Origin of the sequence: Collinsella sp. AF18-8LB, assembly GCF_003459795.1 — a bacterium.
Classification (GTDB): domain Bacteria; phylum Actinomycetota; class Coriobacteriia; order Coriobacteriales; family Coriobacteriaceae; genus Collinsella.
In genome coordinates, this window is record NZ_QRWU01000001.1 from 216731 (window position 1) to 243528 (window position 26798).

The following is a 26798-nucleotide window of genomic DNA, read 5'->3' on the forward strand; positions in this document are numbered from 1 at the left end:
CATGGACCAGGATCGCCAAAACAGCCAAAACCGTGATACGGAGCACGTCGGTCGCGACCGAGAGTTCGCGACCTACCGCACTGCCCAAAGTTCAAACGACATGGTGCCGACGGTGTTTCGCCGTGGCATCTACCGCACAATCCGAGGCAGTCTTAAGCGCTTCTTGTCCATCGTGGTCATCACGGCGCTTGGCGTGAGCGTGATGTGTGGCCTTAAGGCGGGCTGCGAGGACCTGTGCGATTCGGTTGACGCCTACTTTGACCAGCAGAATGTCTATGACATTAACGTGCAGTCGACCTATGGCCTTACGCGCGACGATCTTGCGGCCATTCAAGAGGTCGACGGCGTCGAGACAGCCGAGGGCATCTACACCGAGACCGCCTACACCGCCGTGGGTACAACGCGCGAGCGCGTGGTCGTCCAGAGCCTTTCCAGGGAGAATATCGATCAGCCGGTGCTGGTGAGCGGCGATTTGCCCGAGCGTGCCGGCGAGGTCGCGGTGACCTCGCGTTTTTTGAAGGCTTCGGGCAAAAAGCTCGGCGATACCGTGAGTTTTGCCGCCAATGACGCGAGCTCGTCCAATCAAAGTGCCAAGGACCAGTTCGCCGCAGGCGATTACACCATTACGGCTGAGGTCCTCGACCCCACCGATGTGAGTTCCGACTCGACCGTCAATGCCTTTCGCGCTGCTTCGGCTGCGGACTATAAGTTCTATGTGAGCGAGGATGCCGCGACATCTTCTTCCTACTCCGCGGTTCACGTGACCGTCGAGGGGACTAAGAGCCTCAATTCCTATTCGGATGCCTACACGACAAAGATTAATGAGGTCAAGGGCAATATCGATAAGATCCGCGACGGACGCGAAAAGGCACGTGCTCAAGAGTTGACGGTCGATACGCCGGCAAGTTTGGATGCGGCCGAGCGCCAAGCGAATATGCTCTTTGGGATTGAACAGGACAACATCGATCGTATGGCCGAGGGCAGCGAGGAGCGTGCGCAGGCGCAAGCCGACCTGGACCAGCGCCGTGCCGCCGCCGACCAGCAGTTTGCCGATGCCCGCGCCGAGATTTCCGACCTTGGCGAATGCACCTGGTACATCCAGGACCGCGGCAACATCGCGAGCTACTCGAGCGTCGAGAGCGATAGCTCCTCGATTGAGGCCATCGCCACGGTTTTCCCGTTCATCTTCTTTATCGTCGCTGTGCTCATCAGTCTCACCACCGCCACGCGTATGGTCGAGGAGGAGCGCACGCTCATCGGTCTGTACAAGGCACTCGGCTATTCACGCGGGCGTATCCTGTCCAAATACGTGGACTATGCGCTGTGGGCTTGCCTGATTGGCGGCGTGCTGGGCAACATCATTGGATTTGTGGGCCTGCCGCTGTTCTTGTTTACGGTATTCGACGACATGTACTCGCTGCCCCAGATGCTGCTTTCGTACGACATCGTGTCCTCGATCGTTTCGGTGGCGCTGTTTGCCGTGGGCGTGGTGGGCGCCACGATTATCGCCTGCCGCCACGAGATGGCCGAGACCCCGGCCTCGCTCATGCGCCCCAAGGCCCCGCGCGCCGGCTCGCGCATCTTGCTCGAGCGCATAGGCTTTATCTGGCGCCGCATGGGCTTCTTAAATAAGGTCGCTGCACGTAACCTATTCCGCTACAAAAAGCGCGCCTTTATGACCATCTTTGGCATCGCGGGCTGCACGGCGCTCGTGATCTGCGGTATGGGCATCCGCGATACATCGGTGGCGCTTTCGCCCAAGCAGTACGGGCATATCACGCGCTATGACCTGCTAGCGGTCGCCAATCCCGACGATTTTTCGCAGACGTGCGCGGCGCTCGACGAGCGAAGCGCAGCCAAGGATTCCGACGTGACCATGACTTCGACGCTGCCGATTATGACCGACAACGTCACCTTTACATTTGGCGGCAAGAGCGAGACCGTGCAACTGATCGTGGTGCCCGATGACCGCACGAACGACCTGGACGACTACGTGTGTCTCGAGGACGAGTCCGAAGAACCGCTCGCCCTGCGCGACGGGGATGTGTATTTGAGCAAGAGCTCTCAGCTGGTGCTGGGGATCAAGCCGGGTGACACAGCACATGTCCAGGATTCGTCACTCAACGTCGCCAAGGTCAAGGTCAGCGACATTTCGCTTAACTATCTGGGCAACACGCTCTATATGACGCAGAGCACCTATGAGAGCGCGTTCGGTCGAAGCGCGCGCCTCAACGGCATCCTTGCGCTGCTTAAGGGTTCGTCGGCCGATCAGATTGCGTTTACCAACCGTCTTAAGAGCGATGGTTGGATTACGCTGTCGAGTACCGCCGAGCATTGGGAAAACTATGAGGCAAACTTTACGATTATCAATTCGGTCGTGGTGCTTGTGACCTTTATGGCGGCGTGCCTGTCGTTTGTGGTGGTATTTACGTTGTCTAATACCAACATCTCGGAGCGCGAACGCGAGCTGGCGACTATCAAGGTGCTGGGCTTCCGTCGTGGCGAGGTGCACCACTACGTTAACAAGGAGACGCTGATTTTGACGGCGATTGGTGCCGCGCTGGGCGTGCCGCTGGGTGGCCTGCTTGCCGAGAGCTTTACGTACATCCTGCAGATGCCGTCGCTGTACTTTGACGTCGAAGTCGAGCCGCTGAGCTATGTGCTTGCCGTGGTGCTTTCCTTCGGCTTTACGATCATCGTCAACCTCGCCACCAACCGAACGCTCAACAAGATCGACATGGTCGGCGCCCTCAAGAGCGCCGAGTAACCTGCCAAAAAGGGACAGGGTTATTTTGGCAGGTTTTATCTGGGCGAACGCCGGACAACCATTAGGTGGCCCAGCGTTTGCCCCGTTTTGCTGGGGAGGTCTGTCGTTCAGTGCTCTTACTGCCCAATCCAGCGTTGCGCATAGCTCTTAATGTCCTCGGTAAAACCGTCAAGGTCGTCAAGGGTGATCACGCTGTCGATAAGCAAATTGGCTATCTCGCGGTGCATTGTGCTGCGGCGAATGTTGTTTGCGATTACGCCTGAGGACAGCTTGTCTCTATTGAGGCGCTCTTCTAATGCCCAAAATCTACTGGACGCTTCGCTGTCGCCGTTCAGCATCTCAACGTACTGGGCGATGAGCTTTTCCATATAACGTTCTTGCCATTGAGGAAGCATTTTCTTAAACAGCTTCCAGTCGCTTTCGGCTACGTCGCGCATATGTCCTCCGCTCGTCAAACGGGCTTTCCATTTGCCTTTCATTCTATTTGGTTTTCGCTCCCAGGCGTGGATGAGAGGCTCTCTTTAGCCTTCGAGATTGGGCTTGAATGGGTCGTATGCCACAAAACGGGCCTATCTACTACGTTTGCTACCACACCCTCGACCATGACAAAGATTATGAAATTAAAACCGCAGGTAGAGGGCTTGCCATTTTTCGGAAAAGGCGGGTATGGTCGGCCCTCTCGAGTTAAACGTAGTAAATAGGCCCTTTTCTTGGCGCGCGGTCAGCTCAATGCTAATCTCCGTGCCGGAACTGACCCAGTTGTTTGTAAGTTGTGGTGATATACGGACTGTTTGGCGCTTTGGAACTTCGAAACAGTCCCTATCTCACCGCAACTTAGGAGAAGGGCGGGGGGTGGTTGGGTGCTGGTGGGTCGGAGCGTGTTAGGCCTGTTTGCGGTGCTTCCATTGTTTGCGGCACCAGCGCATGAGCGCCTTTATGACGGGAATCGTGATGAGGATGATCCATGCAGGATGGGGCTGTCCCAAACAGAGCCACATGTAGAGGAACCAAGCGATGGCGGCTGCCGGGTAGATGGCCTCGATCAGCTTAGACAGGTGGCGCCGATCGATGAAGTCACCAATCGCGTAGTAGACGGGAACCAGAAAGACGAGGAAAAGCCCCATGCCCCATGTGCCGTAGACAATGCCGAGCACCAGATAGGCGAGAGCGACAAGTGCGGGGAAGGGAAACTTGTTCCACGCACGACCGACCTTGGTGTGGAAATGCTTGCCATGATGGTCGAGCTTGTCGTGTGCTTCCTTCCAGCTGGAAAACGTCTCGCCGTCGATGGTGACGGTGCCATCGTCATTGGTATGCACGTTATGTCCATCGTCCTCTAGCGTATCGATATGCAATCCGCCTGGCCCCACATGGACCTCTTCACCCTTGCGCTCGTTAGCCACATGGATGCCACTCCAGCCAACATGGACCTCTTCGCCTTTGTTGGGATCAATAACGTGGATGCCGCGCGCGAGGGAAATATCGACAAGTGGCTTATCGCTGCAATCAGCGTGCTCAGTAGAAGCCTCAGCCTCTTCAGCCTCATCTGGAGCTTTGGTGCCGGCGTTGCTGTTCTGTGCCTCATCATCAGTCTGCGAGTCATCAGTGCTATCCACCGCCTCTCCATACAGCAGTTCATCCAGCGACACGCCATACAGCGCGGCGAGCGCAATAAGGTTATCGGTATCGGGTGAGGATTCGCTGCGCTCCCATTTACTGACAGCCTGACGACTCACACCCAGCTGGGCGGCAAGCGCCTCCTGAGAAAGCCCGGCAGCCTTGCGGCGATCAACGAGCTGCTGCGCCATCGCAAGATCCATAACAGTTCCTTTCATGTGGTGACCGTAATCGAATGAGCCGAGTATGCCGAGAACAACCAGTAGCGACCACCATTTCTAGTTAGAATCTGCTCCAACCCTACCGCAACTACCGGTAGCAACCCCTAACGACCAGCCATTTCAGGACAAATGTCAGTGCTACTCTCAGCTAAGAGCCTGCAACATCCCAAAATCTCAGCCCACGCACTTGCAGCAAGAAGACGAATAGCCTCGGCGAGTATGTAAACGCAGGGCCCTCCGACCCCGCCCGACGATTTCGATTGGCGACCTTTGACGGAGTCAAGGGAGGAGCCAAATCGAAATACGTCGGGCGGGGTCGGAGGGCCCGATGGGATGGGTTTCGACCGAGGCTATTCGTCGCCGAAGCTGATGCCCAATGCCTTGGCCTCGCGCACCAGGTCGCTCTGGGGGTCGACAAACTTGAGCTTGCCGGCGACCTCCTCGAGCGGCATGTGGCACATCTTGCCGTCACGCAGGGCAATCATGTAGCCAAACTCGCCGCGTAGGCAGCCCAGTGCCGCCTCGACGCCGCACTGGGTCGCAAAGATGCGGTCCTGGGCGTCGGGCTGACCGCCGCGCTGCGTGTGACCGGGGATGGCGACGCGGGTCTCGCGACCGGTCTTGGCCTCGATCTCCTTGGCGATGTCGTAGACAATCGACGGGCTCGTACGCTCGGCGAGCTTCTTCTTGTACTCCTTCTTGGACAGCGCCGCGTCCTCCTTGGAGATAGCGCCCTCGGCGACGGCCACGATGGTAAAGCGGCTGCCGGTCTCCATGCGATGCTCGATGGTCTTGATGACGTTATCCATGTCGTAGGGGATCTCGGGAATCAAGATGACATCCGCGCCGCCCGCGACGCCGGCGTACAGCGGGATCCAGCCAACCTTGTGGCCCATGATCTCTATGACGAACACGCGGCCGTGGCTCGAGGCGGTGGTGTGGATGTCGTCGATGCACTTGGTGGCGACGTCGATGGCGCTCGTAAAGCCAAACGTCATCTCGGTGCCCCAGGTGTCATTATCGATGGTCTTGGGCAGAGCGATAACGTTGAGGCCTTCTTGGCGCAGACGGTTAGCGGTCTTGGTGGAGCCGTTGCCGCCCAGCATAAACAGGCAGTCGAGCTGCAGCTTGTGATAGGTGTGGACCATCGCGGGCACCTTTTCGACGCCGTCAGCCTCGGGAATGTCCAGGCGCTTGAACGGCGTGCGGCTCGTGCCTAGAATGGTGCCGCCGCGGGTGAGGATGCCGCTAAAATCGGCGGGAGTCATAACGCGGAACCTGCTGTAGATAAGGCCCTGGTAGCCGTCCTCAAAACCATAGATCTCGATAGGCTCTTCGCTATTGGTCATGAGCGTTTTGACAATGCCGCGCATGGTGGCGTTGAGCGCCTGGCAGTCGCCGCCACTGGTAAGAAGACCGATCCTAAGCATGATGAATCCTTCCGGGCAAGTTATAACATGCGCATAAGTTTACCCCCGCACACTGTTGATACAGGGGTAAAACGTGTTAGCTCAAGCGTATAGAAATGTAAGCAACGTCAGGCGAGCGTAAGGTCGACGGGCCTGGCTCCTTACAGCGCGAAGGCGTCGACGTCGCCCCAGTGGCGGCGCAGCGTGATGGCGGCAGCGGGCTCGGTGTTGTCAAAGACGACCGACCACTGCGTGTTGCTGGTGATGTCTTCCGGATTGGGCTCTTGCGCCGCAGCGCGTAGGGCCTTCCAAGCGATTGCCTCGTCTTGGGCGCCGGCACGGGCGTCGAGGACATCGGCGATTGCGACGGCGCGCTCTTTACCATGGCCCAGCTCGCCGTTCTTTTGGTTGGGGAGCACCTCATCACCATAGCAGGCGTAGAAGTTCGTGACCTGGCGTACGGGCGTCGCCTTGCATGCACGGTCGGGATCGCGCGGATCCCACTCCACCACCCGCGCGTCACCGGCGGCGTCGTTGATAAAGAAGTGGTAATCGCGTCCTGCCATGGCGTGCATGTCGTAGGCGGAAAGCAGGTTGACGGCCTCTTGCGTGGTGGCGGCACGGTCGAGCACCAGACGGATGGCGAGCGAGGTATTGATGACGGGGCGTTGCGTGTCCTGGTCACAGGGTTTGGAATCCAGGGTGAGCACGGCAATGGACACGCCACATTCGTTGACGCCGTCGAGCTGGGCAAACGGGCCCATCAACGCCGCAGCGCGTCCGCCGACGGAGTCAAGCGGAGTGTTATCGCCCAGGTTGTTAAGGGCGGCAAACCCGATGGAGGCATAGCCGTCGCACGGGTGATTACGCACCAGCAGCGCCGAGGTGTCGTCCTTAAAGTCGTAATTGCGACCGGTGCGCACGCGGCCTTCGGCATCTACGGCGACAAAAGCGCTGCAGGCAAACTGGGGCGCCTGGACATGTGCCGGCACACCGGGCAGCACCTGTGCCACAACGGCATCGATGTAGGCCTGGTCGTCGCGCACGCCAGTGGCGATGATGCGATCAAGATCGTAGTCGTAGGCAATGTCGATTGCGTACAGGTCATAGCCATCCGCGTAGCCGGTCAAGCGTTTGAGTGACGTGGCAGACTTGATTTGTTTGTGATAAACGATGCCGGTGGCAGCGGCAAGGCCGACGGCGACTCCTGCGACACCGCAGGCGATGGCAATGTTACGTGGCTTCATGACGGCTCCTTTCGCCCTGTTAGCGTAATTGTCGCAAAAGGAGTGCGGGCATGATGGCTCAACTTGGCGAGCGGCGCGGGATTAAACATGGAATGAAAGGCACGGCACTGGCGCGGCGGGGTATGCTGGAGGGGACCATCAGCCCAGTGAAAGGGGAGAGCATGACTGATCAGGAAACGCCCGAGCGCGCGCATGTGACGGCCGACGATATCGAGGCCGCCAACGACCTTATCGACTTTATCGAGGCATGCCCCAGCATGTTCCATACGGCGGCGACCATTATGGCTGAGCTCGACGAGGCGGGCTTTACCTATCTGCCCGAGAATGCGGCGTGGGACATCGAGCCGGGCGGGCGTTATTACACGCAGCGCAATACCTCGAGCGTTGTTGCCTTTAAAGTGGGCGAGGACCTGGCCGCTACGTGGGGCGAGGACGGCGTTGCCGGTGACTATCATTTTCAGCTGACGGCGTCGCACAGCGACTCGCCGACGTTTAAGGTTAAGGCCGTGCCCGAGCTCGACGGCGCGGGCGAGACGCTACGCCTGAACACCGAGGCCTACGGCGGCATGATCGACTACACCTGGTTCGACCGTCCGCTGGCACTCGCGGGCCGCGTGTTGGTACGCGAGGGCGACCGTATTGAGAGTCGTTTGCTCGCTACCGAGCGCGAAGTCGCCATCATCCCGAGCCTTGCCATCCATATGAACCGCGGCGTTAACGAGGGCTTTGCGCCCAACCGAGCCGTTGACCTGTGCCCTCTCATCAGCGCTGGCGACCTTAAGCAGGGCGACTTTGACGCCCTGATCGCCGACGAGCTGGGTGTTGAGCCCGAGCAGATTTTGTGCCGCGATTTGTTCCTGGTCAACCGCCAGGATGCGCGCATTTGGGGCTGGGCCGACGAGTTTATCTCGACGCCCAAGCTCGACGACCTGGCCTGCGCCTACACCTCGCTGCAGGCATTTTTAGGAGCTGAGAACGCGCACGACGTTTCGGTCTTCTGCTGCTTTGATAACGAGGAGGTTGGCTCCGAGACCAAGCAAGGCGCCATGTCGACGTTCTTGGCCGACGCGCTGCGCCGCATTAACGGATCGCTGGGCTTCGATGACGAGTCGTACCACCGTGCGCTTGCCGCTTCGATGCTCGTGAGCTGCGACAACGCGCATGCCGTGCACCCCAACCACGCCGAGAAGTGCGACGCCCGCAACCAGGTTGTGCTCAACGGCGGCATCGTTATCAAGGAGGCCGCCAACCAGCACTACTGCACCGATGCCTTTAGCCGCGCGGTGTTCCAGGCTATTTGCGATGACGCCGACGTACCCACGCAGGCCTTCGCCAACAAGAGCGATATGGCCGGCGGCTCCACCCTGGGCAACCTGTCGAACATGCAGGCGAGTATGCACGCTGTGGACGTGGGCCTGCCGCAGCTGGCCATGCACTCGAGCTACGAGACCGGCGGCGTGCGCGATGTGATGTGCGCCATCCGCGCCCTCACCGCCTTCTACGAGCGAAACCTAACCATCAACGGCGCCGAAAGCGTGGAACTCTAAAACCTACCAAAAAGGGATGTTAATTTTGGCAGGTTTTATCTGGGCAAATGCCGCAACGCCAACAGCTGGACAGAATTGTTAAGACACCGCAGATTGAGCAAGCGTCAGCGAGCGATGTCCAGAGCGAACAAGTTGGCATGAAAAAGGCAAGGCATAGACCTTCTGGTCATGCCTTGCCTTTTGAATGACAAATTGTCGCTCTGGGCGGCGCGCAGCGTCGACCGGTCCGCCGTTCGTTAGAACGGCGGAACCCTAATGCTCAATCCAGCAGCGTAGCGTCTCGCCAGCCAGAAGATGGCGTAGATTCTCCGCGGCGATGTCGACCACGTTATTGAGCGTGGCCTCTAGGTGGAACCAGCCGGAGACATGAGGCGTGATGAGCATGTTGGGCGCGTCCCACAGGGGGCTTGTCGCGGGCAGCGGCTCGGGATCGGTGACGTCGATCGCGGCGCCGGCAAGGTGTCCCGACTCAAGGGCGGCGACCAGGTCGTCGGCAACCACAAGGTCACCGCGGCCGCCGTTGGCAAAGAAGGCGCCCGGCTTCATTGCGGCGAAGAACTCGGCATCCGCAAGACCGCGGGTCTCGGGCGTGCTGGGCATAAAGGATGCGACGATGTCGGCCTCCGCCAGGCGCTCAGACAGGGCATCCATGCCGTCCATGTCCTCAAACACAATGGGGTAGACGAGCGGATGACGCTTGATGCCGCGGACGTGCGCGCCCATGTTGCGGCAGAGCGTGGCGAAGTGACCGCCAATGTCGCCCGCGCCCAGCACCAGCACATTGGCATTTTTGAGCGAGGTGACCGGGCCCAAGTCCTCCCAGCGATGCTCGCGCTGCAGGTCCTGGTAGCCGGGCAGGCGCTTCATCATTGACAGCACCATGGCAAACATGTGCTCGCTTACGGCCTGACCGTAGGCGCCGATCGAGCAAGACAGCTTGGCGTCAGCCGGCACGGTGCCGGCGGCCAAGTAATCGTCATAGCCCGCGGTCTGCAGTTGCAGTAGCTGGAGGTGCTCGCATGCGGTAAGCAGGGCAGGGTCTATGTTGCCCAAGATTACGTCGGCGTTGGCGACCTGCTCGCACGTGATGGCGTCGGCGCTCGTGTAGATAAAGTCCTCGCCTGGAGCGCTCGACTCGAGGATCGCTCGATGACGGTCGTTGACGGGCAGCAAAACTAGGATGTTCACAAGCAGTCCTCTCCGCTTGACCTACCAAAAAGGGACAGGTTTATTTTGTCAGGTTTTATCAGGCAAAACGTTCAAATAAAAACGCCGGATGCAAGACGAGCGTGCCCGTCAGCATCCGGCGCATCCACGGTTACCAGCTCAGCAGCTCGTAACCGTCCTCGGTCACCACGAGCTGTACCTCGCATTGAGCCGAATCGCTACCGTCTTTGGTGCGCACGCACCAGCCGTCGCCCTTGCTAATCTTGATGTCGGGCGCTCCGGCATTGACCATGGGCTCGATGGTAAAGACCATGCCCGGAGCCATGATGGTGTCCACATCGGGCGCCTCGGTGGTAAAGCCCACAAACGGGTCCTCGTGGAACTCCTTACCGATTCCGTGTCCGCCGTACTCGCGCACCACGCTAAAGCCGGCGTCCTCGACGGTCTTTTGCACAGCCTCGGCCATCACGGACAGCGGCAGCCACGGCTTGACGGCGGCAAGGCCAGCCTCCACGCTGGCGCGGGTGACGTCGACCAGGCGCTGGCGCTCGGCCGAGACCTCGCCGATGCAGAACATACGGCTCGAATCACTAAAGTAGCCGTCCAAGATTGTGGAACAGTCCACGTTGATGATGTCGCCCTCGTGCAGCACATCCGCATCGCAGGGGATACCGTGGCAGACGACGTCGTTGATTGAGGTACACACGCTCTTGGGATAGCCCTCGTAGTTGAGGTCGGCCGGCGTGCCGCCGTGCTCGACGGTGTAGTCGTAGATTATCTGGTCGATCTGGTTGGTGGTCATGCCCGCGGCGATGTGTTCGCCCACGTAGTCGAGCACGCCCACGTTGATGGCGGCCGAGCGCTTAATGCCCTCGATATCGGCGGGCGTCTTGTAGAGCGTGCGGGGCAGAACCTCCCAGCCCTCTTCCCACAAGCGCTCGAGGCGCTCATCAAAGGCGCTATGGCATTTCTTGTATTTCTTGCCGCTGCCGCACCAGCAAGCGTCGTTGCGGCCAGGCACGGGTCCTTTGTCATACATGGCTAACTTCCTTTCATTTGCAGCTAGTATAGCTCACCCGCAGACCAGCTCATTTGGGACGGGGCTTTTTTAGCTACCCTGTCAGTTGAGGATGATTTGCTGGCGGGCGGCCGCGCTAGTAGCTCACCTGGCAGGGAATGCCGAGGGCGCGCACACGTGCGGCGATCGCATCGAGCGCCTCGGGCGCTGCTTTGGCAAGGCCGGCGATCGGTGTTTCGCGCGCTACCGTGTAGATGGTCGCCTCCTGTGGGCGAATGCGCTCGAGCGCCGCGAGCCAAGGGCCGACATACGCTTCGCCGGTGTTATCGAGGGACTTGCCCTGATACTCGCCGGTCAAAAAGATCGTCTGGATAATAACGTGACCGTCAAAGCTCGCGAACGTCTCGATCTGGTGCTCGACGTCGTAGGGGCCAACAGGCTGGTCGAGCAGCTGGATAAATGTCGGGTCGACGGTATCGAGCTTGAGGATGTTGTCGTCGACCATCATGAGCGCATCGTGCACCTCGGGGCGATCGGTGCGCGTGCCGTTGGAGAGCACGGCGATCTTGGAGTTCGGGGCAAGCTCGTCGCGCAGCGCGACGGCGCCGGCGATGGCCTGCGGAAACTCCGGTGCGGCGGTGGGCTCGCCGTTGCCTGCGAAGGTGATCACATCGGGGAGCTCGCCCTCGGCTGCCATCTCGCGCAGCTTTGCCTCGAGCGCGTCGAGTACCACGGCAGCTGTGTTGTACGGCTCATGGCAGGGGCGCTCGGCGTTGAGGCCGTTCTCGCAGTAGATGCAGTCAAACGTACAGATCTTGCCCGATGCCGGCATCATGTTGACACCGAGAGAAAGGCCCAGACGGCGGCTGCGCACCGGTCCAAAGATGGGGCTGGCATTTAAAAACGTAGACATAGGCATATGCTCCTTGGGACAGTTGTGCCTAAGCATAGCATCGGCGCCAAAGTCTGGTTTGGGCTTGTGCTCTTAGGTTTCGTTTTTTCATTCTGCCCTTGATGCCTGCGATATGAAAGGTTTCGGGTCGGGTACAGTTCATGTGTTAACAAGGCACAAGACGATGGGGCATAACATGGATTTTACGGTCGAGAATGCGGGCACTACGATTGCCTGTCGCGAGTTTGCCGAGTCGGGCGTGCCGTCGGATGCGCCTGCCTTGATATGCGTGCACGGTGCCTGCGTCGATGGCACATTTTTTGAGGGCATCGCCCGCGAGCTCAGCCAAGTGTGCCGCGTAGTTGCCTACGACCGCCGCGGCTGCGGCGAGAGCGGCGACGCCGCGGACGGGCGCTACGACCTCGCCGCCCAGGCCGACGACCTGCAGGCCGTCATCGAGCATATCGGCGCTCCGGCAAACGTGCTCGCGCACAGTGCCGGTACGCTGGTGACCCTGGAGCTTCTCCGTACAAACCCGACCATTGTCTCGCGTGCGATTCTGCATGAACCCGCCGTGACAAACGAAGGCGCCGGCCTGGGTGCGGCCCCGGTTTTACTCGAGATGATTGCTGCGGGAAAGGTCTCGAGGGCGCTAAGGGCCTTCCTGGGCGCCATCGGCGATTCGGACCCTCAAGCCCCCAAGTTAACCGAGGCAGAAGCCAAGCATGCCCTGCGCAACGGCCGCAGTTTCATGGCAAACGAATACGAGATCACTATGACCTGCGTTCCCGATTGGGATGGCGTCCGCGTATCGAAAACGGTGGCCTCCGTGTTTCTGGGCGAGCTCTCGATTGGCACGCCCCGCGAGGCGGGCACGAGAACGGCGGCTGAGCTTTTGAATTGTCCGCTCGTAGTAGTTCCCGGCGCGCACAACGGGCTGCGCGATCGCCCGACAGCGGCCGCCCAGGCTGTCCGCGGCATCTTGGGGCTCTAGCGGCCGAATCATCAAACGGGCTTCTTTCGTAGACGTTTCGGCTGTGTTAACAAGGGTGCTCAAAACCCAACGTCTGCGGCTTCAGCCCTACCCCGTGGTGCGTTTGCTGTCGGCCGACCAGATTAAGGGCGATCCCAACTGCCTGCTCGCCGGCGATCGGTGTCCCTGTCTGCGCCAGTCAGGTCTGGAGGTCTTGGCAGGCTCCGATGAGGTGTCGGAACGGCTGCTCAACGATGGCGTTGAATACCGCGCTCGCCTGCGCCCTCTGAAGGTCGAGGGCGAGCCTCACGTCCTGCTGATGGTGCGTCCGATTGATGGACAGGAGGCCGCAGAGGAGGACCTTGTCTACACCGACGTGCTGACGAGCGTGCGCAATCGCCGATATTATGAGGAAAAGCTTCGCAGCGCCCGCATGCAGGCCGGTGTGGCGATGAGCTGTCGCTCGTGCTGCTGGACATTGTCATGCCGGGCATGAACGGCTTTGAGGTGTTGGGCGATCTGTCGCGCCGGTCGATTATTGACAATCTGCCTGTCATCATGATCTCGAGCGAAGATTCCGACGATGTGGTGCTGCGCGCGTACGAGCTGGGTGCTTCGGACTATGTCAACCGCCCGTTTGACTCCCGTGTCGTGCGCCGCCGTGTAAGCAACACTATCCGCCTGTACGCCAAACAGCGTCGTCTGACGAGCCTGCTGTCCCAACAGTACAACGAGCGCGTCAAGAACAGCCGCATGCTCATCGACATCATGGCCGGCGTCATGGAGCTTCGCAATGGCGAGAGCGGCAGGCACGTTACGAACATCGAGAAGCTGACCGAGCTACTGCTCGGCTGCCTGGCCCACCGTAGCGACAACATCTCCCTCGACAACGAGGAGCGCTCCACGATTGCCCTGGCTTCGGCGCTGCACGATATCGGCAAGATGTCGATTGACGATGCGATTCTCAACAAACCCGGGCGCCTCACGCCCGAGGAGTTCGAGATTATGAAGACGCATACCACGATCGGCGCCGACATGCTGCATGAGCTGGGCCGCCATCACGCCGGCAATGCGCTTATGGAATATGCGTACCAGATTGCGCGTTGGCACCACGAGCGCTGGGACGGCAAGGGTTATCCCGACGGCCTTAAGGGCGACGATATCCCCATCGCCGCACAGGTGGTTTCGGTGGCCGACGTGTACGATGCGCTGACGAGCGTTCGCGTGTACAAGGATGCCATCCCGCACGAGGAGGCGATCCAGATGATCCTGGACGGTAAGTGCGGCACCTTTAACCCGCTGCTGCTGGACTGTCTGCTCGAGGTGCAAGACCGTATTGCCGAGACGTTGGCACGCCCCGCCGACGTTGTCGCGTTTCCCACGATTTAGTTTGACCAAAGGAGTTTCAATCCATGATTTCCATGCGTGAGGCGTATAAGAAGATCGGCGCTAATTATGATGACGCGTGCGCTCGGCTGATGGGCGGGGAAATGCTTGCCCGCTTTGCCCTCAAGTTTTTGGATGACGAGAGCATGGACAAGCTGGAGGCCGCCATGGCGGCAGGAGACGCCGAAGGTGCGTTTATGGCAGCGCACACGCTCAAGGGCGTGAGCCAGAACCTGGGATTCGATAATCTGTACGAGCCGGCGGTTGTGGTGACCGAAGCGCTGCGCGGCGCCGATGCCGTTGACGGCGCTCGCGAGGGGATGCATGCGCTGCAGCAGCAATATGCGGCTACGATGTCGGCCCTGCGCGAAGCGGCTGAATAAGAGCTTGCGGGCCTTGATGACTATGAGAGTGGATAATCTCCCGTTTTAGGCCCGGTGGCGGCCTCAAAGTGGGAGATTATCCACTCTCGTTCGATATGTGTCCAAAAATCCACGCTCACCCCTCCGGGTTAGTAAATGGCCTATGCGCACTGGCGGGGCTTTCCGCATGCAATCAATATCGTTGTTCGATAAACTGTTCGAATAACGATAGAGTCGATGAGGGTGAGTGTATGTCTAACAGCGTTCAGCGTATGGCCAAAGCGGGCGAAAATATCAGGAAGCTTGGCTTTTGCATGGCAGCCGTTTTTGCAGGGATGCTCGTCGCTTTTGCCGCGTTGGTTGTTTACGTGATCTGGTATGCGGTTGCAAACGTTGCCTCTGTCGATTCTTTCGGCGTCGTGACGCTTCTCGATGGCGGGTGCATCGTTATCCCAAGCGGACTGTGCCTGGCACTCGTCGTGGGTATTTCGCTTGTCGTTCTGTGTGGGATCAGCCGTAACATCTCGCGAGGCGTCTCGCCCTTTACCAAGACGCATGTGCGGCTTATCCGTGTTCTTGCGCTTGCCTTTGCTGTTAACGCCGCGGTTTCGCTTATTGGTGCCTACGGATCGGTCAATCTTACCATTGGTGGGCTGGAGCTTTACGTCGTGCCTCATTCCTTCGTTATTGAGATTTGCCAAGGCGTTGCCTTTGATGCGGGGTCGCTTATCGGCGCGGCTGTCTGTCTGTGTATCTCGGTGATCTGGAGTTATGCCTCGCTGCTCCAAGAGCAGTCTGACGAGCTTGTGTAGGAGGAAGCATGAGCTATCTCATCATCGAGCTTGAGACGCAGCTACTTAAGACCGGAAAGACCAGTGCTGATCTGATTCGTGCCACGGGGCATACTCCGGCTAATATTTCTAAGCTAAGAAACGGAAAAATTAAAGCTATTCGCCTTAAGACGCTTCTCGATATTTGCGATGAACTTGACTGTCAACCGGGAGATATTATTCGGCGGGTGAGTGAGAAAGAGCTTGAGGAGCTTATTGTTGAGCGTGCAAAAAATGTCGTGAGGCAGATGCGGAATGGTGGAGGCAATGAGGCGTCGCTTCCGACATCAGTCTTTGCTGTAGATTTGAGCGACGAGTAGCATAAAGCGAACAACTATAACGAAATATCAGCGTAAAGGGGCCCGTGTCTAACACGGGTTCTTTCTTTTAGATTACCTTGACAAATATGAGTTATCGAAAAACAATAACAACTATGAAAAACGATAAAGGAAAGAAGGAACGATATGAGCGGTTTTGCTATCAAGCAGAACGGGAGGCCGATGAACGCATCAGCGATAAAGTTATCAAAGGTGTCAAAGCGCTACGGGAAACGGCGCGTTTTGCATGACGTTTCCTTCGAGGTGCATCAGTCTGAGCTCCTTGCCCTTGTTGGTGCAAACGGTGCGGGCAAAAGCACGCTTATTAAAATCGTCTTGGGCCTCTGCGAGCCGTCGTCGGGGAGCGTGGAGCTCTTTGGGGGCAAGTCGAAAAAAGAGCTGAGCCTGATGCGGACGCGTGTCGGCTATGTGCCAGATTCCTGCGGAGCATACCAATCCCTCAGTGCGGCTGAGAATCTTCGGATCCGATGTGCGGAATGGGGGCTTGATGCGAATCGTGAGATTCCTCGCGTTTTGAGCCTAGTCGGGCTGGACGTCGAAGAGAAAAAGAGCGTGAACAGTTTTTCTCTGGGAATGAAACGGCGGCTGGATATAGCTACGGCTTTGTTGGGCGACACCGACGTACTAATTTTCGATGAGCCGGCAAATGGATTGGACCCGCTGGGCATCGAGAGTATATGGGCCCTTATCGGTCGATTGAATCGAGAACAGGGTAAGACCATGCTCGTCTCTAGCCATGATTTGGATGAGTTGGCATCAGTTGCAACAAGTTGCGTGTTTATTCATGACGGCGAACTGCTGAAAAAGGAATCGATGGACGTCATAAGGGATGAGGCGTCGTCCCTAAAAGAGTATTACAGGCGCTTGATGAAGGCGGTCTCGCTATGAAGCGGGCGATCCATCCCATAAAGGCAGATATGATGCGTTTGCACAGGATGTTTCCGGCGAAGTTTGGTCTTGCGCTTATTCTGGCGTTCGGCCTTCTCTTCGGTGTCTTTCTAAAAAACGGAACAACGTTGCTCGCCTTTGGCAATAGCGTGTTTGGGGAGGATATTGGTTTCTGCTGGAATGTAATCGATCCTTCTGCACCCGATGAGTCCCTTGTGCGCAGTGCTTTTGCCGGCACGTCTCTGTTCGTTCCGCTCATCGTTTGCCTGGCGATTTTACAGGAGCGCGGCTATGAAGAGGGGCACCGAATTTCTTCAGCAAGAGGTCTTACCCGCTTTAATGGGGCCCTAGCACATGTGCTTTCGTTTGCTTTAATAATTGGCGTAGCATATAGTGCGCTTTGCCTTCTTCTTTTTGCAATAGCCATAATACGTGGAGGGCATAACCTCTCGCACGATATGCTAACTGCATTTTTGCCTGCAATGATAGTCAACGCTGTATTGGTGATATCGGTTGCGCTGGAGACGGTGACCATCTATCGGATTACAGACAGTGCTGTATTGAGCGGGGCTGCGATAATTATTGGATTTGTCATGAGCTTGACGCTCTACGGAACCTTCCTTCAGGCGCCCATACCGTCCTTGCGATGGATTTTCCTTCTTCCGGGGCCGTATCTTGGAGTCGGATGTGCCCTTGGGTATAGCGATATGGGTCAGCTGACACTTCTGGGATACGGCGTGGCAGCCAGCTGTCTATCGGTATTGATTTACGCTCTCGTGAGCTTTCGTGCTGGGGGTGTACTCAATGGCTCGCCAGACTAGAAGATTTCTTCATTCAGAATTGGGGCATGTGAGTAAATGGACGTACGCCTTAATCCTGGTAATTTATGCGTGCATGGTGGTATTGCAGCTTAATTCTTTCCCGATGTGGTTCTGTAGCCTCCGTGAGAACAGTTTCTTGGGCTTTTTCCCAGACCCGACACTTCGGCTATCGGCAGAGGATGTCCTTCTATTTGGTAATGCAGAGGTTTTCCGCGGTCTGCTGTTCAACGTGGCCCCGTTGGCTCATGCATTGTTCTTTCCGTTCATCGCGGCTTGCATTGTGCCGCGCTTTGTCAGTTCGGGCTTTATTGAGGAACCGTGGGGGTTGTCGGAGGCTCGGGGAGGGAAGCGTGTGTGCGCTATCGTTGCGCGAGTGGTGCTGTCTTCTTTTGCCCTTTTGGGCGCATTTATCCTGTCAAGTGTCGTTTTGTACTGTCTTAACTGCGTAATCGTTTTGGATGCTCAGCAGTATTTCAACCTGAATATTTTTTGCTATCGACTTCTTCTGGCGAGTGTCGTCTGCCTTGCATATGTGGTCTCTTGCGTGATTGCTGTTTCCTATTTTGGGTCCGGCTTCGGTCCGATTGGCATGCTGCTGCTTGTCAATGTTGTAGCGATCTACATACAGCTCGAGGCCAATTCCATGCTTCCGCTTCCGTCCTCGATGCTCATGTGGATTTGCGGTGTGACCCCGTTGGGGGACGGCCAATGCGTTTCGATTTTAATTGACTGCCTAATAAACGTAGCAAGCGTTTTTACCATTTGCTTCACTATCGACCGATTGCGGTCGAGATTTATTTGATTGTTTGTGAGGGATAATCATACCGAGCAAACCAAATGCAGGCGGGCGGGCACCGTGGCTGGTGTTCGCCCGCCTGGCATAGGAGGCTTTAACCTGAGTGGTTTGCGGGCTAGCGGGCCTGCTTGACCTTTGCCGCTGCCTCGACAAACGACTTCCACAGGTTAAAGTCGGTCTCGAGCGTCTGCCAGGTGTACTCGGGATGCCATTGCACGCCTAGGCAGAACGGCTGGCCCTCGACCTCGATGCACTCGGGTACGCCGTCGGTTGCCTTGGCGACCAAGCGCGTGCTTTTACCCAGACGATCGACGCAGCAGTGGTGTGCGGAGTTGGTCTGGATCAACCTGTGCCCGCCAACCGCGCGCTCCAGCAGCGAGCCCGGCACGACCTCGACAGGATGCACAGGGTCGTTGAGCACGTGGGTATGGCGCCACTGCGTGCGGCCCTCGCGCGCGCCCAGGCTCGGCACGTCCATGCACAGGGTGCCGCCGGTGGCGACATTGAGCAGCTGCGTGCCTCGGCAGGTGGTAAAGAGCGGCTTCTTGGCGCGAAGCACCTCGTTAACCAGCTTAAACTCAAAACGGTCGCGAATCTCGCAGCACAGCGTGGGGTCGTAAGGACGCTCGTCGCCCCAGCGTTTGGGGTTGACGTCCGGGCCGCCAGGAATGGCAATGCCGTCGGCGATTTCCACGTAATGACGGATAACATCGATGTCTTCGGTAATAGACATCTGCAGCGGCAGGCCACCGGCGGCAAGGATGGCATCGACAAAGACGCTTGCGATTTCCTCGTTGGGGGAGAGCATCTCGCTTAAAAACGGCTTTGCCTCTTCCCAACGCGGCGCGACGAGGATGAGAGGACGGTCGGCGGGGGCAACGTCGACGTGCGGGGTATAGGACGATGAGGTGCGAGTTCCGATCATGGGTGTGGCTTTCGAATCCGGGTGGACATAGCACAGGGGTGACGCGGGACAAACGCTGGTGATGAATTAGTCCCGCGTGGCAATGGGGTTAGTGGCCCTTGATGGAGTTGAGGAAGTCCTGGGCGCGCTTGGTCTGGGGGTGGTCGAAGAACTCGTCGGGCGTGCCAGTTTCCACGATCTGACCGTCGGCCATAAACACGACGCGGTCGGCAACGCGGCGGGCAAAGTTCATCTCGTGTGTAATCACGATCATCGTCATGCCCTGTTGGGCCAGGCGAACCATGACCTCGAGCACCTCGTTGATCATCTCGGGGTCAAGAGCGCTCGTGGGCTCGTCGAAGAGCATGGCCTTGGGCTGCATGGCAAGCGAGCGGGCGATGGCTACGCGCTGTTGCTGGCCGCCCGAGAGCTGTGCGGGCACCTTATCGGCCTGCTCGGCCACGCCTACGCGGCTCAGCAGGTCCATGGCGCGCTCGCGGGCCTCGTCCTTGGAGATGCCCAGCACGTCGACCGGTCCCAGCATGACGTTTTGCAGCACCGTCATATGTGCGAACAGGTTGAACTGCTGAAACACCATGCCCAGCTCGGCGCGCATGCGGGCAAGGTCCTTGCCTTCCTGCGGCAGGGGCTCGCCCTCGATGAGGATCTCGCCCGAGTCGATGGTTTCCAGACGGTTGATGGTGCGGCACATGGTCGACTTGCCCGAGCCCGAGGGTCCAATCACAACGACGACCTCGCCGCGGTCGACCGAGAGATTGATGTCGTTGAGGACGTGCAGATCGCCATAGTGCTTATCGACGTGTCTGAGCTCGATCAGCGGCTGATTGCCGGTGGAAGAGGTGCTCTGTGCCATGGTGCTCGGCTCCTTATGACTCGAAGTGGTAAATCGTTAGCGGATGATGGTCGCGCCGGTCTTGTGCGAAACATAGACAGCGGCCTTGTTGATCGCGACGTTGATGAGGATGTAGATGACCGCGATAACCAGGTAGACCGACACGAGGGCGTCGTAGTTGGTAATGAGCACGCGGGCGTTTTGCATGAGGTCGGGGTAGCTCACCACGTAGGCAACGGTGGTGTCCTTGACTACGACCACAAGCTGCGAAATCAAGGACGGAATGATAAACCGAATCGCCTGCGGCAACACGATTTTAAAGGTGATTTTAGCTTTGGAGAGACCGAGTGCCTGGGCGGCCTCGACCTGGCCGCGCGGCACGGCGTTGACGCCGGCACGGAAGATCTCGGCAAGCACGCCGGCCGCAGCGAGCGCGACGGGAAGCGTGAGCATCCAAAACGACGGCAGCGCAATCTTGTACTGGGGCAGCACCAAAAAGAAGAAGTAGATGAACAGCAGGCTCGGCACGCCGCGGAAGAAATCGGTGAGCACGCGGCAGACCAGTTGCAATGGCTTAATTCCGCTGGTACGGCCGAGCATAAGGGCAAGACCCAGCACCAGCGCGATGGCGCCGGCGGTGAGTGCGACTTTAACGGTGCCCTCAAAGCCGGCAAGCAGGAACTTCCAGGTGGTGAGGTGCGTAAAGAAATACCAATAGTGGACCGAAAGCTGACCGGTCACATAAAAGCGCTGCAGTACCAGGACGGCGAGCGCGGTGACAGCAACAAGCGAGATGGCGGTGCCGATGCGAATCTTGGCGCGCATCTTGGGGCCGGGAGCCTCGTAGAGCGCATCGCGCATGGTGAGCGCGGGAGAGGAGTGCTTGCTCATCGGAGGATCCTTACCTTCTTATCGATGTAGTTGCCAATGTGGCTCACCACAAAGGCCGTGCCCAGGTAGCCGAGCGCCGAGATAAAGAACGCGGCGACACCGCCGAGCGAGCGCGTGTTGATATAGCTCACCACGCCGGTGAGTTCCTGGGGTTTAAGCGGCACCTGACTGCCGAGCGCCGTGGTGAGCATGACGGCGATAAAGAGGTTGGTCATGGGCAGCACGCTCGAGCGCAGTGCCTGCGGAATCACGATCTTGGCGAGGATGCGGTTGAAGCTCATGCCCAGCGAGCGGGCGGCTTCCACCTGGCCGACGCCGACGGTGTTGATGCCGCTCATAAAGTTCTCGGAGCCAAAGGCCGAGCCCAGCAACACCGTGGCGACGATAACGCAGGTGCGGTAGGGCAGGACGACCTTGAGCGGCGGCAGCGCATAGACGACGATGATGAGCAGCGCGATGCCGGGAATGTTACGGAAGACCTGAACATACAGGTCGCCAAAGACGCGCAGCGGCTTGAGCGGCGACACGCGCATCACGGTGACGGCAACGGCCAGCACCATGGCGATGGCAAACGACTCAAGCGTCATGCTCCAGGTTGCTAGCAGCGCGTCGATATAGTTCTGGCCATAGAGCGACCAGAGCTCAGAGAGACTCATGCGGACCTCCCGCCGATAAGGAAAGGGGCTCCCGCGTGTACGGAAGCCCCGACAACTCAGTGAGGAAACAGTTTAGCGCAATAAAGCGCACCGTGCGTTTCCGTATGGTTTCGTTGCGGCCGTTACTAGGCGCGTTGCCTAGGCGCCGATCTCGGGCAGCTCGGGAACATTGGTGTCGCCCGTGCGGTCGCCGATGCAGATCTGCCACAGCTCGGTCCAGGTGCCGTCGCCCTCGATCTTCTTAAGGAAGTCGTTGACAAAGGCGACGCCGTCGGAATCGAGCGGCAGGCCGATGCCGTAGGGCTCCTTGCTGCCGAAGGGCTTGCCGGCAATCTTGTACTTACCGGGCTCGCGGACCAGGGCGCTCTGCTGCATGTTGTTGTCGATGACGTAGGCGTCAACGCGACCCTGCTGGAGTGCCTGGCGGGCCTCCTCGTCGGTCTTGAACTCCTGCTGGCTGGCCTTGGGAGCGAACTCCTCCAGGATGGCAGGGCCGTTGGAGCCGGACTGGACGGCAACGTTCTTGTCGGCCAGGTCATCGACGCTCTTGATGTCGTCGTTGTCGGCGAGCACCAGGATGGCCTGCTGGGTGTAGTAGTAGGGACCGGCAAAGGAGATGAGCTTCTTGCGCTCGTCGGTGATGGTGTAGGTGGCAAAGACGGCGTCGACCTGGCCGTTCTGCAGGACGGACTCGCGCGTGTCCGAGGTCACCTGGGTGATCTCGACCTTGTTCTCGCCCAGAATGTAGTTGGACAGAAGCTGTGCGATACCGGCGTCGAAGCCGCGGGTCTGACCGTCCTTCTCGTTGAGGAGGGAGAAGAGCGTGGAGGTCTGAACGCCGCCGATCTTAAAGACACCGGCATCCTTGACGGCCGTGGCCCAGGTGCTGGCGGCGATGGCGTCGTCATCGGCCTTGGGGCCGTCGTTGACGAGCTTGTCGAATGCCTTGGCGTCGAGCGTGGTGGAAGCCTCGGTATTTTCGGAGCTCTTGGAAGAGCCGGCGGCGGAACCCTTGTCGGCCTCGGCGCTGGTGTCGGAGCAGCCGGCAAGACCAAGGCCGGCGACGGTTGCGAAGGTAGCGGCGACAAAGCCGCGGCGGTCGAGAACGACCTGCTGGGAGAGGTTCTTGCTCATGGGAGAACACCTTTCTCAAAAAAATCCTAGTGGTTGAGTAGAGTTATACCCTATTGCGCTCAAATGGGTCAACACGAAATAACTCAGAAACATACTTACCTTATAGGTTATTCTATCTACCAAATAGGGACAGGTTTATTTTGGCAGGTTTTATCTGGGAAAACGTCGGTTATTGCAGCTGAGACGCCGCCTTGTGGGCGGCGCGGTCGCTCATGGTGGTCGTTATATAAGTAAGGAGATCGCGTATGAACGGTTATTCATTCTTCGCATCGACCATGACCTAAAACCACCACAAAGGGGACAGGCACCTTTGTGGTGGTTCTTGCAGATGTGGCGGCCTGCCCCGCTGTTTTGTCTCGACCTGTAACAGTTAGACGGGAATTCGGGTCCTAGATGTTACAGATCGAGATAATTGAGTTGGGGGAAATAAAAACCTCCGCAGGGGTGCTTCCCTTGCGGAGGTTTTCTTACTCGTTGAGCAGCTTCACGGTTTCGGCGGCCATGTTCTCGACCGTCATGCCGCTCTGTGCGAGCAGTTCGTTGGGGTCGTAGCGGTCGGGGAAGCCCTTGGCGATGCCGAAGGTGCGCGTGCGCACGGGCGTGCAGGCCAGGTAACACGCCACACGCTCGCCCCAGCCGCCGTCCAAGATTCCGTCCTCGAGGGTGACGACAACGCGATGCTTGGCGGCAAGGCTGTCGAGGAACTCGCGGTCGAGTTCGGTTGCGAAGCGCGGGTTGACGAGCGTCGCCTCGATGCCATACTCGGCGGCCAGGCGGTTTGCCACGCGCTCGCCCAGCTCAAAGAAATCGCCAAGCGCGAGCACGGCCACATCGCGGCCCTGGCGCACCATGTTGTAGCGAACGGCGCTGTAGTCGGTGTCTTCGGCGGGCGCCAGATCGGGGCGGCTTACCAAGCCAATGCCCGGCACGCGAATCGCCACGGGATGCTCGCGGTGATCGAGCGACCAACTCAGCATGGACAGGTATTCCTCCATGCAGGAAGGCGCCAGGTAACGCATGTTGGGAAGACCGCCCAGCATGGAAATATCAAAGAACGAAAGGTGCGTCTCGGACGTGGTGCCAAAGATTGACGCACCGAACACCAGGATGGTTGCGGGGGCGTCGTTGAGGCACAGGTCGTGCCACAGCTCGTCGTAGGCGCGCTGCAAAAACGTGCCGTACACACCAAAGACTGGCTTGGCGCCCGAGCGCGCAAGCGCGGTGGCAAAGGTTACGGCATGCTCCTCGGCAATGCCCACATCGACGAACTGTTTGCCGGCGGCAGCGCGAAGCTCGGGTGTAAAGCCCATGATGTAGGGCGTGGCGGCCGTGATGCCCACGACCTGCGGATCGTGCTCGATGGCGGCGCTGAGCGCCTCGCCCGTAATGTCGGCATAGGTGCGCGGCGCGGGCTCGCTCGGATGGCCCGGGCAGAGCTTGCGCCCAGTCGCCATGTCAAACGGACCCACGTGGTGCCAGCGCTCGGGGTCGTTCTGGGCTGGCTCAAAGCCCTTGCCCTTGGCGGTGGAGACGTGCAGCACGATGGGATGATCGATATCGCGCAGCTCCTGCAGCGTGTCGACCAGGGCCAACACATCGTTACCGGCATCCAGATAGCGGTAGTCGAGTCCCATCGCGCGGAAAACGTTGCGCTCACAGGTGCCGTTGCTGGCGCGCAGCTCGGCCAGATTGCGATACAGGCCACCGTGGTTCTCGGCGATGGACTGGTCGTTATCGTTGACGATGATGATCAGGTTGCTATCGAGTTCGGCGGCATTGTTAAAGCCCTCAAACGCCAGGCCGCCCGAAAGCGAGCCGTCGCCAATGATGGTGATGACGTTGTACGCATCGCCCGCCAGGTCACGAGCGTGCGCCAGGCCGCAGCCCAGGCTCACCGACGTAGAGGTGTGACCCATGGCGAACAGGTCGTGCTCGGACTCGTCGGGATTGGCAAAGCCAGAAGCCTCACCATAACGCTCCGGATCGATATAAGTGTACGCGCGCCCAGTCAGCGCCTTGTGGGCGTAGGTCTGGTGCGAAACATCAAAGACAATCTTGTCGATGGGGGAGTTAAACACGCGATGAAGCGCAACCGTGAGCTCAACGACGCCCAGGTTGGGGGCAACGTGCCCGCCGACGGCGGCGGAGCTTTCGAGGATGGCGTGGCGAATCTCGCCGCAGAGCTGCGGGAGCTCGGCGCGATTAAGAGCCTTGACGTCCTCGGGCGTTGTCGTTTGCGTAAGCAGCATCGTTGTGGGTTACTCCATGCGAATCGAGCGCCGGCGCTCCCTCGGCCGGCACAATTGCACAAGACAGTCTCGCACATTTTGGCGTTTGATATGTGACGGCGGCGCGGTAATTCGCCAACTGGCGGGGCAAAACGTTTTGCCCGATGCCATACTGATAAGTTCCATGATGATTTTATTCATTGCGTGCAGGCTGTGGCTTGCCGCCGAGAGCCGCTGGAAGGAGGCCGCATGTCCGATACCGTTTGTGCCAAGAGCATCGCGCGCGAGGTCGACGATGCCGCCCGTCAGCTGGCCCAGGCGGGCCGCTTGGGCCTGACGCACGAGTTTATTCAGCATGGTGACGTGACGGTTTATGCACATGTGACCTCGGTGGCGCGGGCGAGCCTGTCTTTTGCCGAGCGCCTTGGCCGTGCTGGTATTTCGGTCGACCGTGCCTCGCTGCTGCGCGGAGCCCTGTTACACGACTACTTTCTCTACGATTGGCATGACCCCGACCCGAGCCATCGACTGCACGGATTTCGGCATCCATTTTTTGCCCTGGCGCGTGCCGAAGAGGATTTTGAGCTGACGCCGCGCGAGCGGAATATCATCGTGCGCCATATGTTTCCGCTGGTACCGGTTCCACCGACGTGTCGCGAGGCATGGATTGTGTGCCTGGCCGATAAATGGTGCGCTCTGTGCGAGACGGTCGCCGGCCGTCTGCCGCGCAAAGGCGGCGCGAACGATTTGAACGAGGGCTCGAGTGACGGCTCGAGCAAAGATTCGAGCGAAAAGAGGAGAGGGTAGACGGTGGGAACCGCGATCGACATGGCATTTGACGGCGCGACGCTTGCCGCCTGTCCGCTCTCGGCGCTGGTACTCTCGTTTGCCTTCTACGGTTTTTGCGGCTGGGTATGGGAGTCGACAGTCTGCGCCATGCTCAACCACGGACGCTTTGCCAACAGCGGCTTTTTGCTAGGGCCGTGTTGTCCCATCTACGGTGCGGGCGGCATCGCGTGCTGGTTGCTGCTGCGTGGAATCCCAGACGCCTCGAGCCAGTTTGTCGCTGCCGCGCTCGTATGCAGCGTGATCGAATATAGTGTGGGCGTGCTGTTGGAAAAAACGACGGGTGCCCGGTTTTGGGATTACTCGCATCTGCCGTTTAACCTGCACGGACGCATCTGCCTGTACTGGGCCTGCGCGTTTGGCTTGGGTGCGTTGTGTATTTGCCGTTTAGTGGAGCCGGCATTGCTGGGGCTGCTTGGCCATCTGCCGGTGCTGATTGTGCGGCTGTCCGCCTTTATCGTCGCGGTCGCGATGATGGTCGATGCGGTGTGCTCGTTGGCCAGCTGGCGCCGCCTGTCCGATCAGCTTGAGCGTGTGCGTGCCGACCTTGCCGACCGCATCAATGAGTCGCTTGCCGACGCCTCCGACTCTATGCTCGAACGTATTCCCGATTCGGCGATCGACTCGGTGGCGCAGACGCATATCCGCGGTCGCGCCGTTAACGCTTGGCTGGCCGAGCTGGGTGACGCGGCGCTCGATGCCCTGCGCGAGAAGGCTTCGATGCCGACGTTTATCTCGGATGGTGCTCGCGGCCTGGCGCTCGCTGCCCGCCGCGTTGCCGATGTCGCGCCGAGCATGCCGCGTCCGTCGCTCAGTCGTCGCCTTGCCGGCAAGCGCATGAGCCGTCCGGTGCCGAGTGTGTCGCTCAGCCGTCGTGACCTGCGCTTCTTTAACGCCTTCCCGCGTCTGCGCATCAATCGCTACGAGGGCGTCATCCGAGCCACCGACCTTCGCGACCGAGCCCGCGAGCTGTTCCGGCGCTAGCCGGGACGGATGCGCTCACGGCT

At 59.0% G+C, this 26798-nt stretch carries 26 protein-coding genes; 13 read left to right on the forward strand and 13 right to left on the reverse strand.

What is annotated here, in order from left to right:
* The first annotated feature begins 1 nt into the window (after nucleotide 1).
* Complete coding sequence (locus DWX25_RS00980) at nucleotides 2-2767, forward strand: ABC transporter permease (RefSeq protein WP_233505170.1); 2766 nt, start codon at nucleotides 2-4, stop codon at nucleotides 2765-2767.
* A 116-nt stretch (nucleotides 2768-2883) separates the two neighbouring features.
* Here DWX25_RS00980 and DWX25_RS00985 read toward each other — a convergent pair whose 3' ends face one another.
* The 4 genes from DWX25_RS00985 to DWX25_RS01000 all read right to left on the reverse strand — a co-directional run bounded on the left by DWX25_RS00985 (nucleotide 2884) and on the right by DWX25_RS01000 (nucleotide 7261).
* Entirely contained in the window at nucleotides 2884-3204 is a 321-nt protein-coding gene (locus tag DWX25_RS00985) for a multidrug transporter (RefSeq protein ID WP_117734238.1), read from the reverse strand.
* Between the two features lie 444 nt (nucleotides 3205-3648).
* On the reverse strand, nucleotides 3649-4587 hold the full coding sequence (locus tag DWX25_RS00990; protein ID WP_117798453.1) for a helix-turn-helix domain-containing protein: 939 nt from the start codon (nucleotides 4585-4587) through the stop codon (nucleotides 3649-3651).
* 368 nt (nucleotides 4588-4955) lie between these two features.
* On the reverse strand, nucleotides 4956-6035 hold the full coding sequence (locus tag DWX25_RS00995; protein WP_117798454.1) for a 6-phosphofructokinase: 1080 nt from the start codon (nucleotides 6033-6035) through the stop codon (nucleotides 4956-4958).
* A 140-nt stretch (nucleotides 6036-6175) separates the two neighbouring features.
* Nucleotides 6176-7261, reverse strand: coding sequence for a carcinine hydrolase/isopenicillin-N N-acyltransferase family protein (locus DWX25_RS01000; RefSeq protein ID WP_117798456.1), 1086 nt, complete (start codon nucleotides 7259-7261; stop codon nucleotides 6176-6178).
* Nucleotides 7262-7422: 161 nt separating this feature from the next.
* Here DWX25_RS01000 and DWX25_RS01005 point away from each other — a divergent pair, with 161 nt between their 5' ends.
* On the forward strand, nucleotides 7423-8808 hold the full coding sequence (locus tag DWX25_RS01005; protein WP_233505171.1) for a M18 family aminopeptidase: 1386 nt from the start codon (nucleotides 7423-7425) through the stop codon (nucleotides 8806-8808).
* A gap of 252 nt (nucleotides 8809-9060) precedes the next feature.
* Here the strand turns inward: DWX25_RS01005 and DWX25_RS01010 are convergent, their stop codons facing one another.
* The 3 genes from DWX25_RS01010 to DWX25_RS01020 form a co-directional block, all read right to left on the reverse strand.
* Nucleotides 9061-9996, reverse strand: coding sequence for a D-2-hydroxyacid dehydrogenase (locus DWX25_RS01010; protein ID WP_117798458.1), 936 nt, complete (start codon nucleotides 9994-9996; stop codon nucleotides 9061-9063).
* A gap of 130 nt (nucleotides 9997-10126) precedes the next feature.
* Nucleotides 10127-11014 (reverse strand): type I methionyl aminopeptidase, encoded by an 888-nt coding sequence (gene map, locus DWX25_RS01015; protein ID WP_117798460.1) that lies wholly within the window; start codon nucleotides 11012-11014, stop codon nucleotides 10127-10129.
* Nucleotides 11015-11129: 115 nt separating this feature from the next.
* Nucleotides 11130-11906 (reverse strand): radical SAM protein, encoded by a 777-nt coding sequence (locus DWX25_RS01020; protein WP_117734244.1) that lies wholly within the window; start codon nucleotides 11904-11906, stop codon nucleotides 11130-11132.
* Nucleotides 11907-12081: 175 nt separating this feature from the next.
* On the opposite strand from DWX25_RS01020, the gene DWX25_RS01025 reads away from it, so the two are divergent.
* From DWX25_RS01025 to DWX25_RS01065, 9 genes are all read left to right on the forward strand, one after another.
* Entirely contained in the window at nucleotides 12082-12879 is a 798-nt protein-coding gene (locus tag DWX25_RS01025; RefSeq protein WP_158557544.1) for an alpha/beta fold hydrolase, read from the forward strand.
* 55 nt (nucleotides 12880-12934) lie between these two features.
* Nucleotides 12935-13354: a hypothetical protein gene (locus DWX25_RS01030; RefSeq protein ID WP_147335802.1), complete on the forward strand. Its 420-nt coding sequence runs from the start codon at nucleotides 12935-12937 to the stop codon at nucleotides 13352-13354.
* Nucleotides 13324-14247, forward strand: a complete 924-nt coding sequence (locus DWX25_RS01035) for an HD-GYP domain-containing protein (RefSeq protein WP_199412288.1) — start codon at nucleotides 13324-13326, stop codon at nucleotides 14245-14247. Before DWX25_RS01030 ends, DWX25_RS01035 begins: the two co-directional genes overlap by 31 nt.
* A 23-nt stretch (nucleotides 14248-14270) precedes the next feature.
* Nucleotides 14271-14627, forward strand: coding sequence for an Hpt domain-containing protein (locus DWX25_RS01040; RefSeq protein ID WP_117798463.1), 357 nt, complete (start codon nucleotides 14271-14273; stop codon nucleotides 14625-14627).
* A gap of 230 nt (nucleotides 14628-14857) precedes the next feature.
* Nucleotides 14858-15418 (forward strand): hypothetical protein, encoded by a 561-nt coding sequence (locus DWX25_RS01045; protein WP_117798465.1) that lies wholly within the window; start codon nucleotides 14858-14860, stop codon nucleotides 15416-15418.
* An 8-nt stretch (nucleotides 15419-15426) separates the two neighbouring features.
* Nucleotides 15427-15756 (forward strand): helix-turn-helix transcriptional regulator, encoded by a 330-nt coding sequence (locus DWX25_RS01050; protein WP_117798466.1) that lies wholly within the window; start codon nucleotides 15427-15429, stop codon nucleotides 15754-15756.
* Nucleotides 15757-15900: 144 nt separating this feature from the next.
* Nucleotides 15901-16662 (forward strand): ABC transporter ATP-binding protein, encoded by a 762-nt coding sequence (locus DWX25_RS01055; RefSeq protein WP_117798468.1) that lies wholly within the window; start codon nucleotides 15901-15903, stop codon nucleotides 16660-16662.
* Nucleotides 16659-17483 (forward strand): hypothetical protein, encoded by an 825-nt coding sequence (locus DWX25_RS01060; RefSeq protein ID WP_117798470.1) that lies wholly within the window; start codon nucleotides 16659-16661, stop codon nucleotides 17481-17483. The genes DWX25_RS01055 and DWX25_RS01060 overlap by 4 nt, the downstream gene beginning before the upstream one ends.
* Nucleotides 17467-18285, forward strand: a complete 819-nt coding sequence (locus DWX25_RS01065; RefSeq protein WP_117798471.1) for a hypothetical protein — start codon at nucleotides 17467-17469, stop codon at nucleotides 18283-18285. Before DWX25_RS01060 ends, DWX25_RS01065 begins: the two co-directional genes overlap by 17 nt.
* Before the next feature lie 109 nt (nucleotides 18286-18394).
* Here DWX25_RS01065 and DWX25_RS01070 read toward each other — a convergent pair whose 3' ends face one another.
* From DWX25_RS01070 to DWX25_RS01095, 6 genes are all read right to left on the reverse strand, one after another.
* Nucleotides 18395-19204, reverse strand: a complete 810-nt coding sequence (locus DWX25_RS01070) for a gamma-glutamyl-gamma-aminobutyrate hydrolase family protein (RefSeq protein WP_117734249.1) — start codon at nucleotides 19202-19204, stop codon at nucleotides 18395-18397.
* An 88-nt stretch (nucleotides 19205-19292) separates the two neighbouring features.
* A complete protein-coding gene (locus DWX25_RS01075) occupies nucleotides 19293-20057 on the reverse strand; it encodes an amino acid ABC transporter ATP-binding protein (RefSeq protein ID WP_117734250.1) in 765 nt (254 codons plus the stop codon).
* A gap of 36 nt (nucleotides 20058-20093) precedes the next feature.
* Nucleotides 20094-20927 (reverse strand): amino acid ABC transporter permease, encoded by an 834-nt coding sequence (locus DWX25_RS01080; protein WP_117734251.1) that lies wholly within the window; start codon nucleotides 20925-20927, stop codon nucleotides 20094-20096.
* A complete protein-coding gene (locus DWX25_RS01085; RefSeq protein WP_117798473.1) occupies nucleotides 20924-21583 on the reverse strand; it encodes an amino acid ABC transporter permease in 660 nt (219 codons plus the stop codon). Before DWX25_RS01085 ends, DWX25_RS01080 begins: the two co-directional genes overlap by 4 nt.
* 138 nt (nucleotides 21584-21721) lie before the next feature.
* On the reverse strand, nucleotides 21722-22717 hold the full coding sequence (locus DWX25_RS01090) for a glutamate ABC transporter substrate-binding protein (protein ID WP_117798474.1): 996 nt from the start codon (nucleotides 22715-22717) through the stop codon (nucleotides 21722-21724).
* A gap of 467 nt (nucleotides 22718-23184) precedes the next feature.
* On the reverse strand, nucleotides 23185-24966 hold the full coding sequence (locus DWX25_RS01095) for a 1-deoxy-D-xylulose-5-phosphate synthase (RefSeq protein ID WP_117798475.1): 1782 nt from the start codon (nucleotides 24964-24966) through the stop codon (nucleotides 23185-23187).
* 228 nt (nucleotides 24967-25194) lie between these two features.
* On the opposite strand from DWX25_RS01095, the gene DWX25_RS01100 reads away from it, so the two are divergent.
* On the forward strand, nucleotides 25195-25752 hold the full coding sequence (locus tag DWX25_RS01100) for an HD domain-containing protein (protein WP_117798477.1): 558 nt from the start codon (nucleotides 25195-25197) through the stop codon (nucleotides 25750-25752).
* Between the two features lie 3 nt (nucleotides 25753-25755).
* Nucleotides 25756-26775: a putative ABC transporter permease gene (locus DWX25_RS01105; protein WP_233505172.1), complete on the forward strand. Its 1020-nt coding sequence runs from the start codon at nucleotides 25756-25758 to the stop codon at nucleotides 26773-26775.
* Nucleotides 26776-26798 lie beyond the last annotated feature (23 nt).

What these genes read in the sequence shown, in the direction of transcription:
- DWX25_RS00980 (WP_233505170.1), top strand. Translation starts at nt 2, where the DNA reads ATGGACCAGGATCGCCAAAACAGCCAAAACCGTGATACGGAGCACGTC.
- DWX25_RS00985 (WP_117734238.1), bottom strand. Translation starts at nt 3,204, where the DNA reads ATGCGCGACGTAGCCGAAAGCGACTGGAAGCTGTTTAAGAAAATGCTT.
- DWX25_RS00990 (WP_117798453.1), bottom strand. Translation starts at nt 4,587, where the DNA reads ATGGATCTTGCGATGGCGCAGCAGCTCGTTGATCGCCGCAAGGCTGCC.
- DWX25_RS00995 (WP_117798454.1), bottom strand. Translation starts at nt 6,035, where the DNA reads ATGCTTAGGATCGGTCTTCTTACCAGTGGCGGCGACTGCCAGGCGCTC.
- DWX25_RS01000 (WP_117798456.1), bottom strand. Translation starts at nt 7,261, where the DNA reads ATGAAGCCACGTAACATTGCCATCGCCTGCGGTGTCGCAGGAGTCGCC.
- DWX25_RS01005 (WP_233505171.1), top strand. Translation starts at nt 7,423, where the DNA reads ATGACTGATCAGGAAACGCCCGAGCGCGCGCATGTGACGGCCGACGAT.
- map (WP_117798460.1), bottom strand. Translation starts at nt 11,014, where the DNA reads ATGTATGACAAAGGACCCGTGCCTGGCCGCAACGACGCTTGCTGGTGC.
- DWX25_RS01020 (WP_117734244.1), bottom strand. Translation starts at nt 11,906, where the DNA reads ATGTCTACGTTTTTAAATGCCAGCCCCATCTTTGGACCGGTGCGCAGC.
- DWX25_RS01025 (WP_158557544.1), top strand. Translation starts at nt 12,082, where the DNA reads ATGGATTTTACGGTCGAGAATGCGGGCACTACGATTGCCTGTCGCGAG.
- DWX25_RS01040 (WP_117798463.1), top strand. Translation starts at nt 14,271, where the DNA reads ATGATTTCCATGCGTGAGGCGTATAAGAAGATCGGCGCTAATTATGAT.
- DWX25_RS01045 (WP_117798465.1), top strand. Translation starts at nt 14,858, where the DNA reads ATGTCTAACAGCGTTCAGCGTATGGCCAAAGCGGGCGAAAATATCAGG.
- DWX25_RS01050 (WP_117798466.1), top strand. Translation starts at nt 15,427, where the DNA reads ATGAGCTATCTCATCATCGAGCTTGAGACGCAGCTACTTAAGACCGGA.
- DWX25_RS01055 (WP_117798468.1), top strand. Translation starts at nt 15,901, where the DNA reads ATGAGCGGTTTTGCTATCAAGCAGAACGGGAGGCCGATGAACGCATCA.
- DWX25_RS01060 (WP_117798470.1), top strand. Translation starts at nt 16,659, where the DNA reads ATGAAGCGGGCGATCCATCCCATAAAGGCAGATATGATGCGTTTGCAC.
- DWX25_RS01065 (WP_117798471.1), top strand. Translation starts at nt 17,467, where the DNA reads ATGGCTCGCCAGACTAGAAGATTTCTTCATTCAGAATTGGGGCATGTG.
- DWX25_RS01070 (WP_117734249.1), bottom strand. Translation starts at nt 19,204, where the DNA reads ATGATCGGAACTCGCACCTCATCGTCCTATACCCCGCACGTCGACGTT.
- DWX25_RS01075 (WP_117734250.1), bottom strand. Translation starts at nt 20,057, where the DNA reads ATGGCACAGAGCACCTCTTCCACCGGCAATCAGCCGCTGATCGAGCTC.
- DWX25_RS01080 (WP_117734251.1), bottom strand. Translation starts at nt 20,927, where the DNA reads ATGAGCAAGCACTCCTCTCCCGCGCTCACCATGCGCGATGCGCTCTAC.
- DWX25_RS01085 (WP_117798473.1), bottom strand. Translation starts at nt 21,583, where the DNA reads ATGAGTCTCTCTGAGCTCTGGTCGCTCTATGGCCAGAACTATATCGAC.
- DWX25_RS01090 (WP_117798474.1), bottom strand. Translation starts at nt 22,717, where the DNA reads ATGAGCAAGAACCTCTCCCAGCAGGTCGTTCTCGACCGCCGCGGCTTT.
- DWX25_RS01095 (WP_117798475.1), bottom strand. Translation starts at nt 24,966, where the DNA reads ATGCTGCTTACGCAAACGACAACGCCCGAGGACGTCAAGGCTCTTAAT.
- DWX25_RS01100 (WP_117798477.1), top strand. Translation starts at nt 25,195, where the DNA reads ATGTCCGATACCGTTTGTGCCAAGAGCATCGCGCGCGAGGTCGACGAT.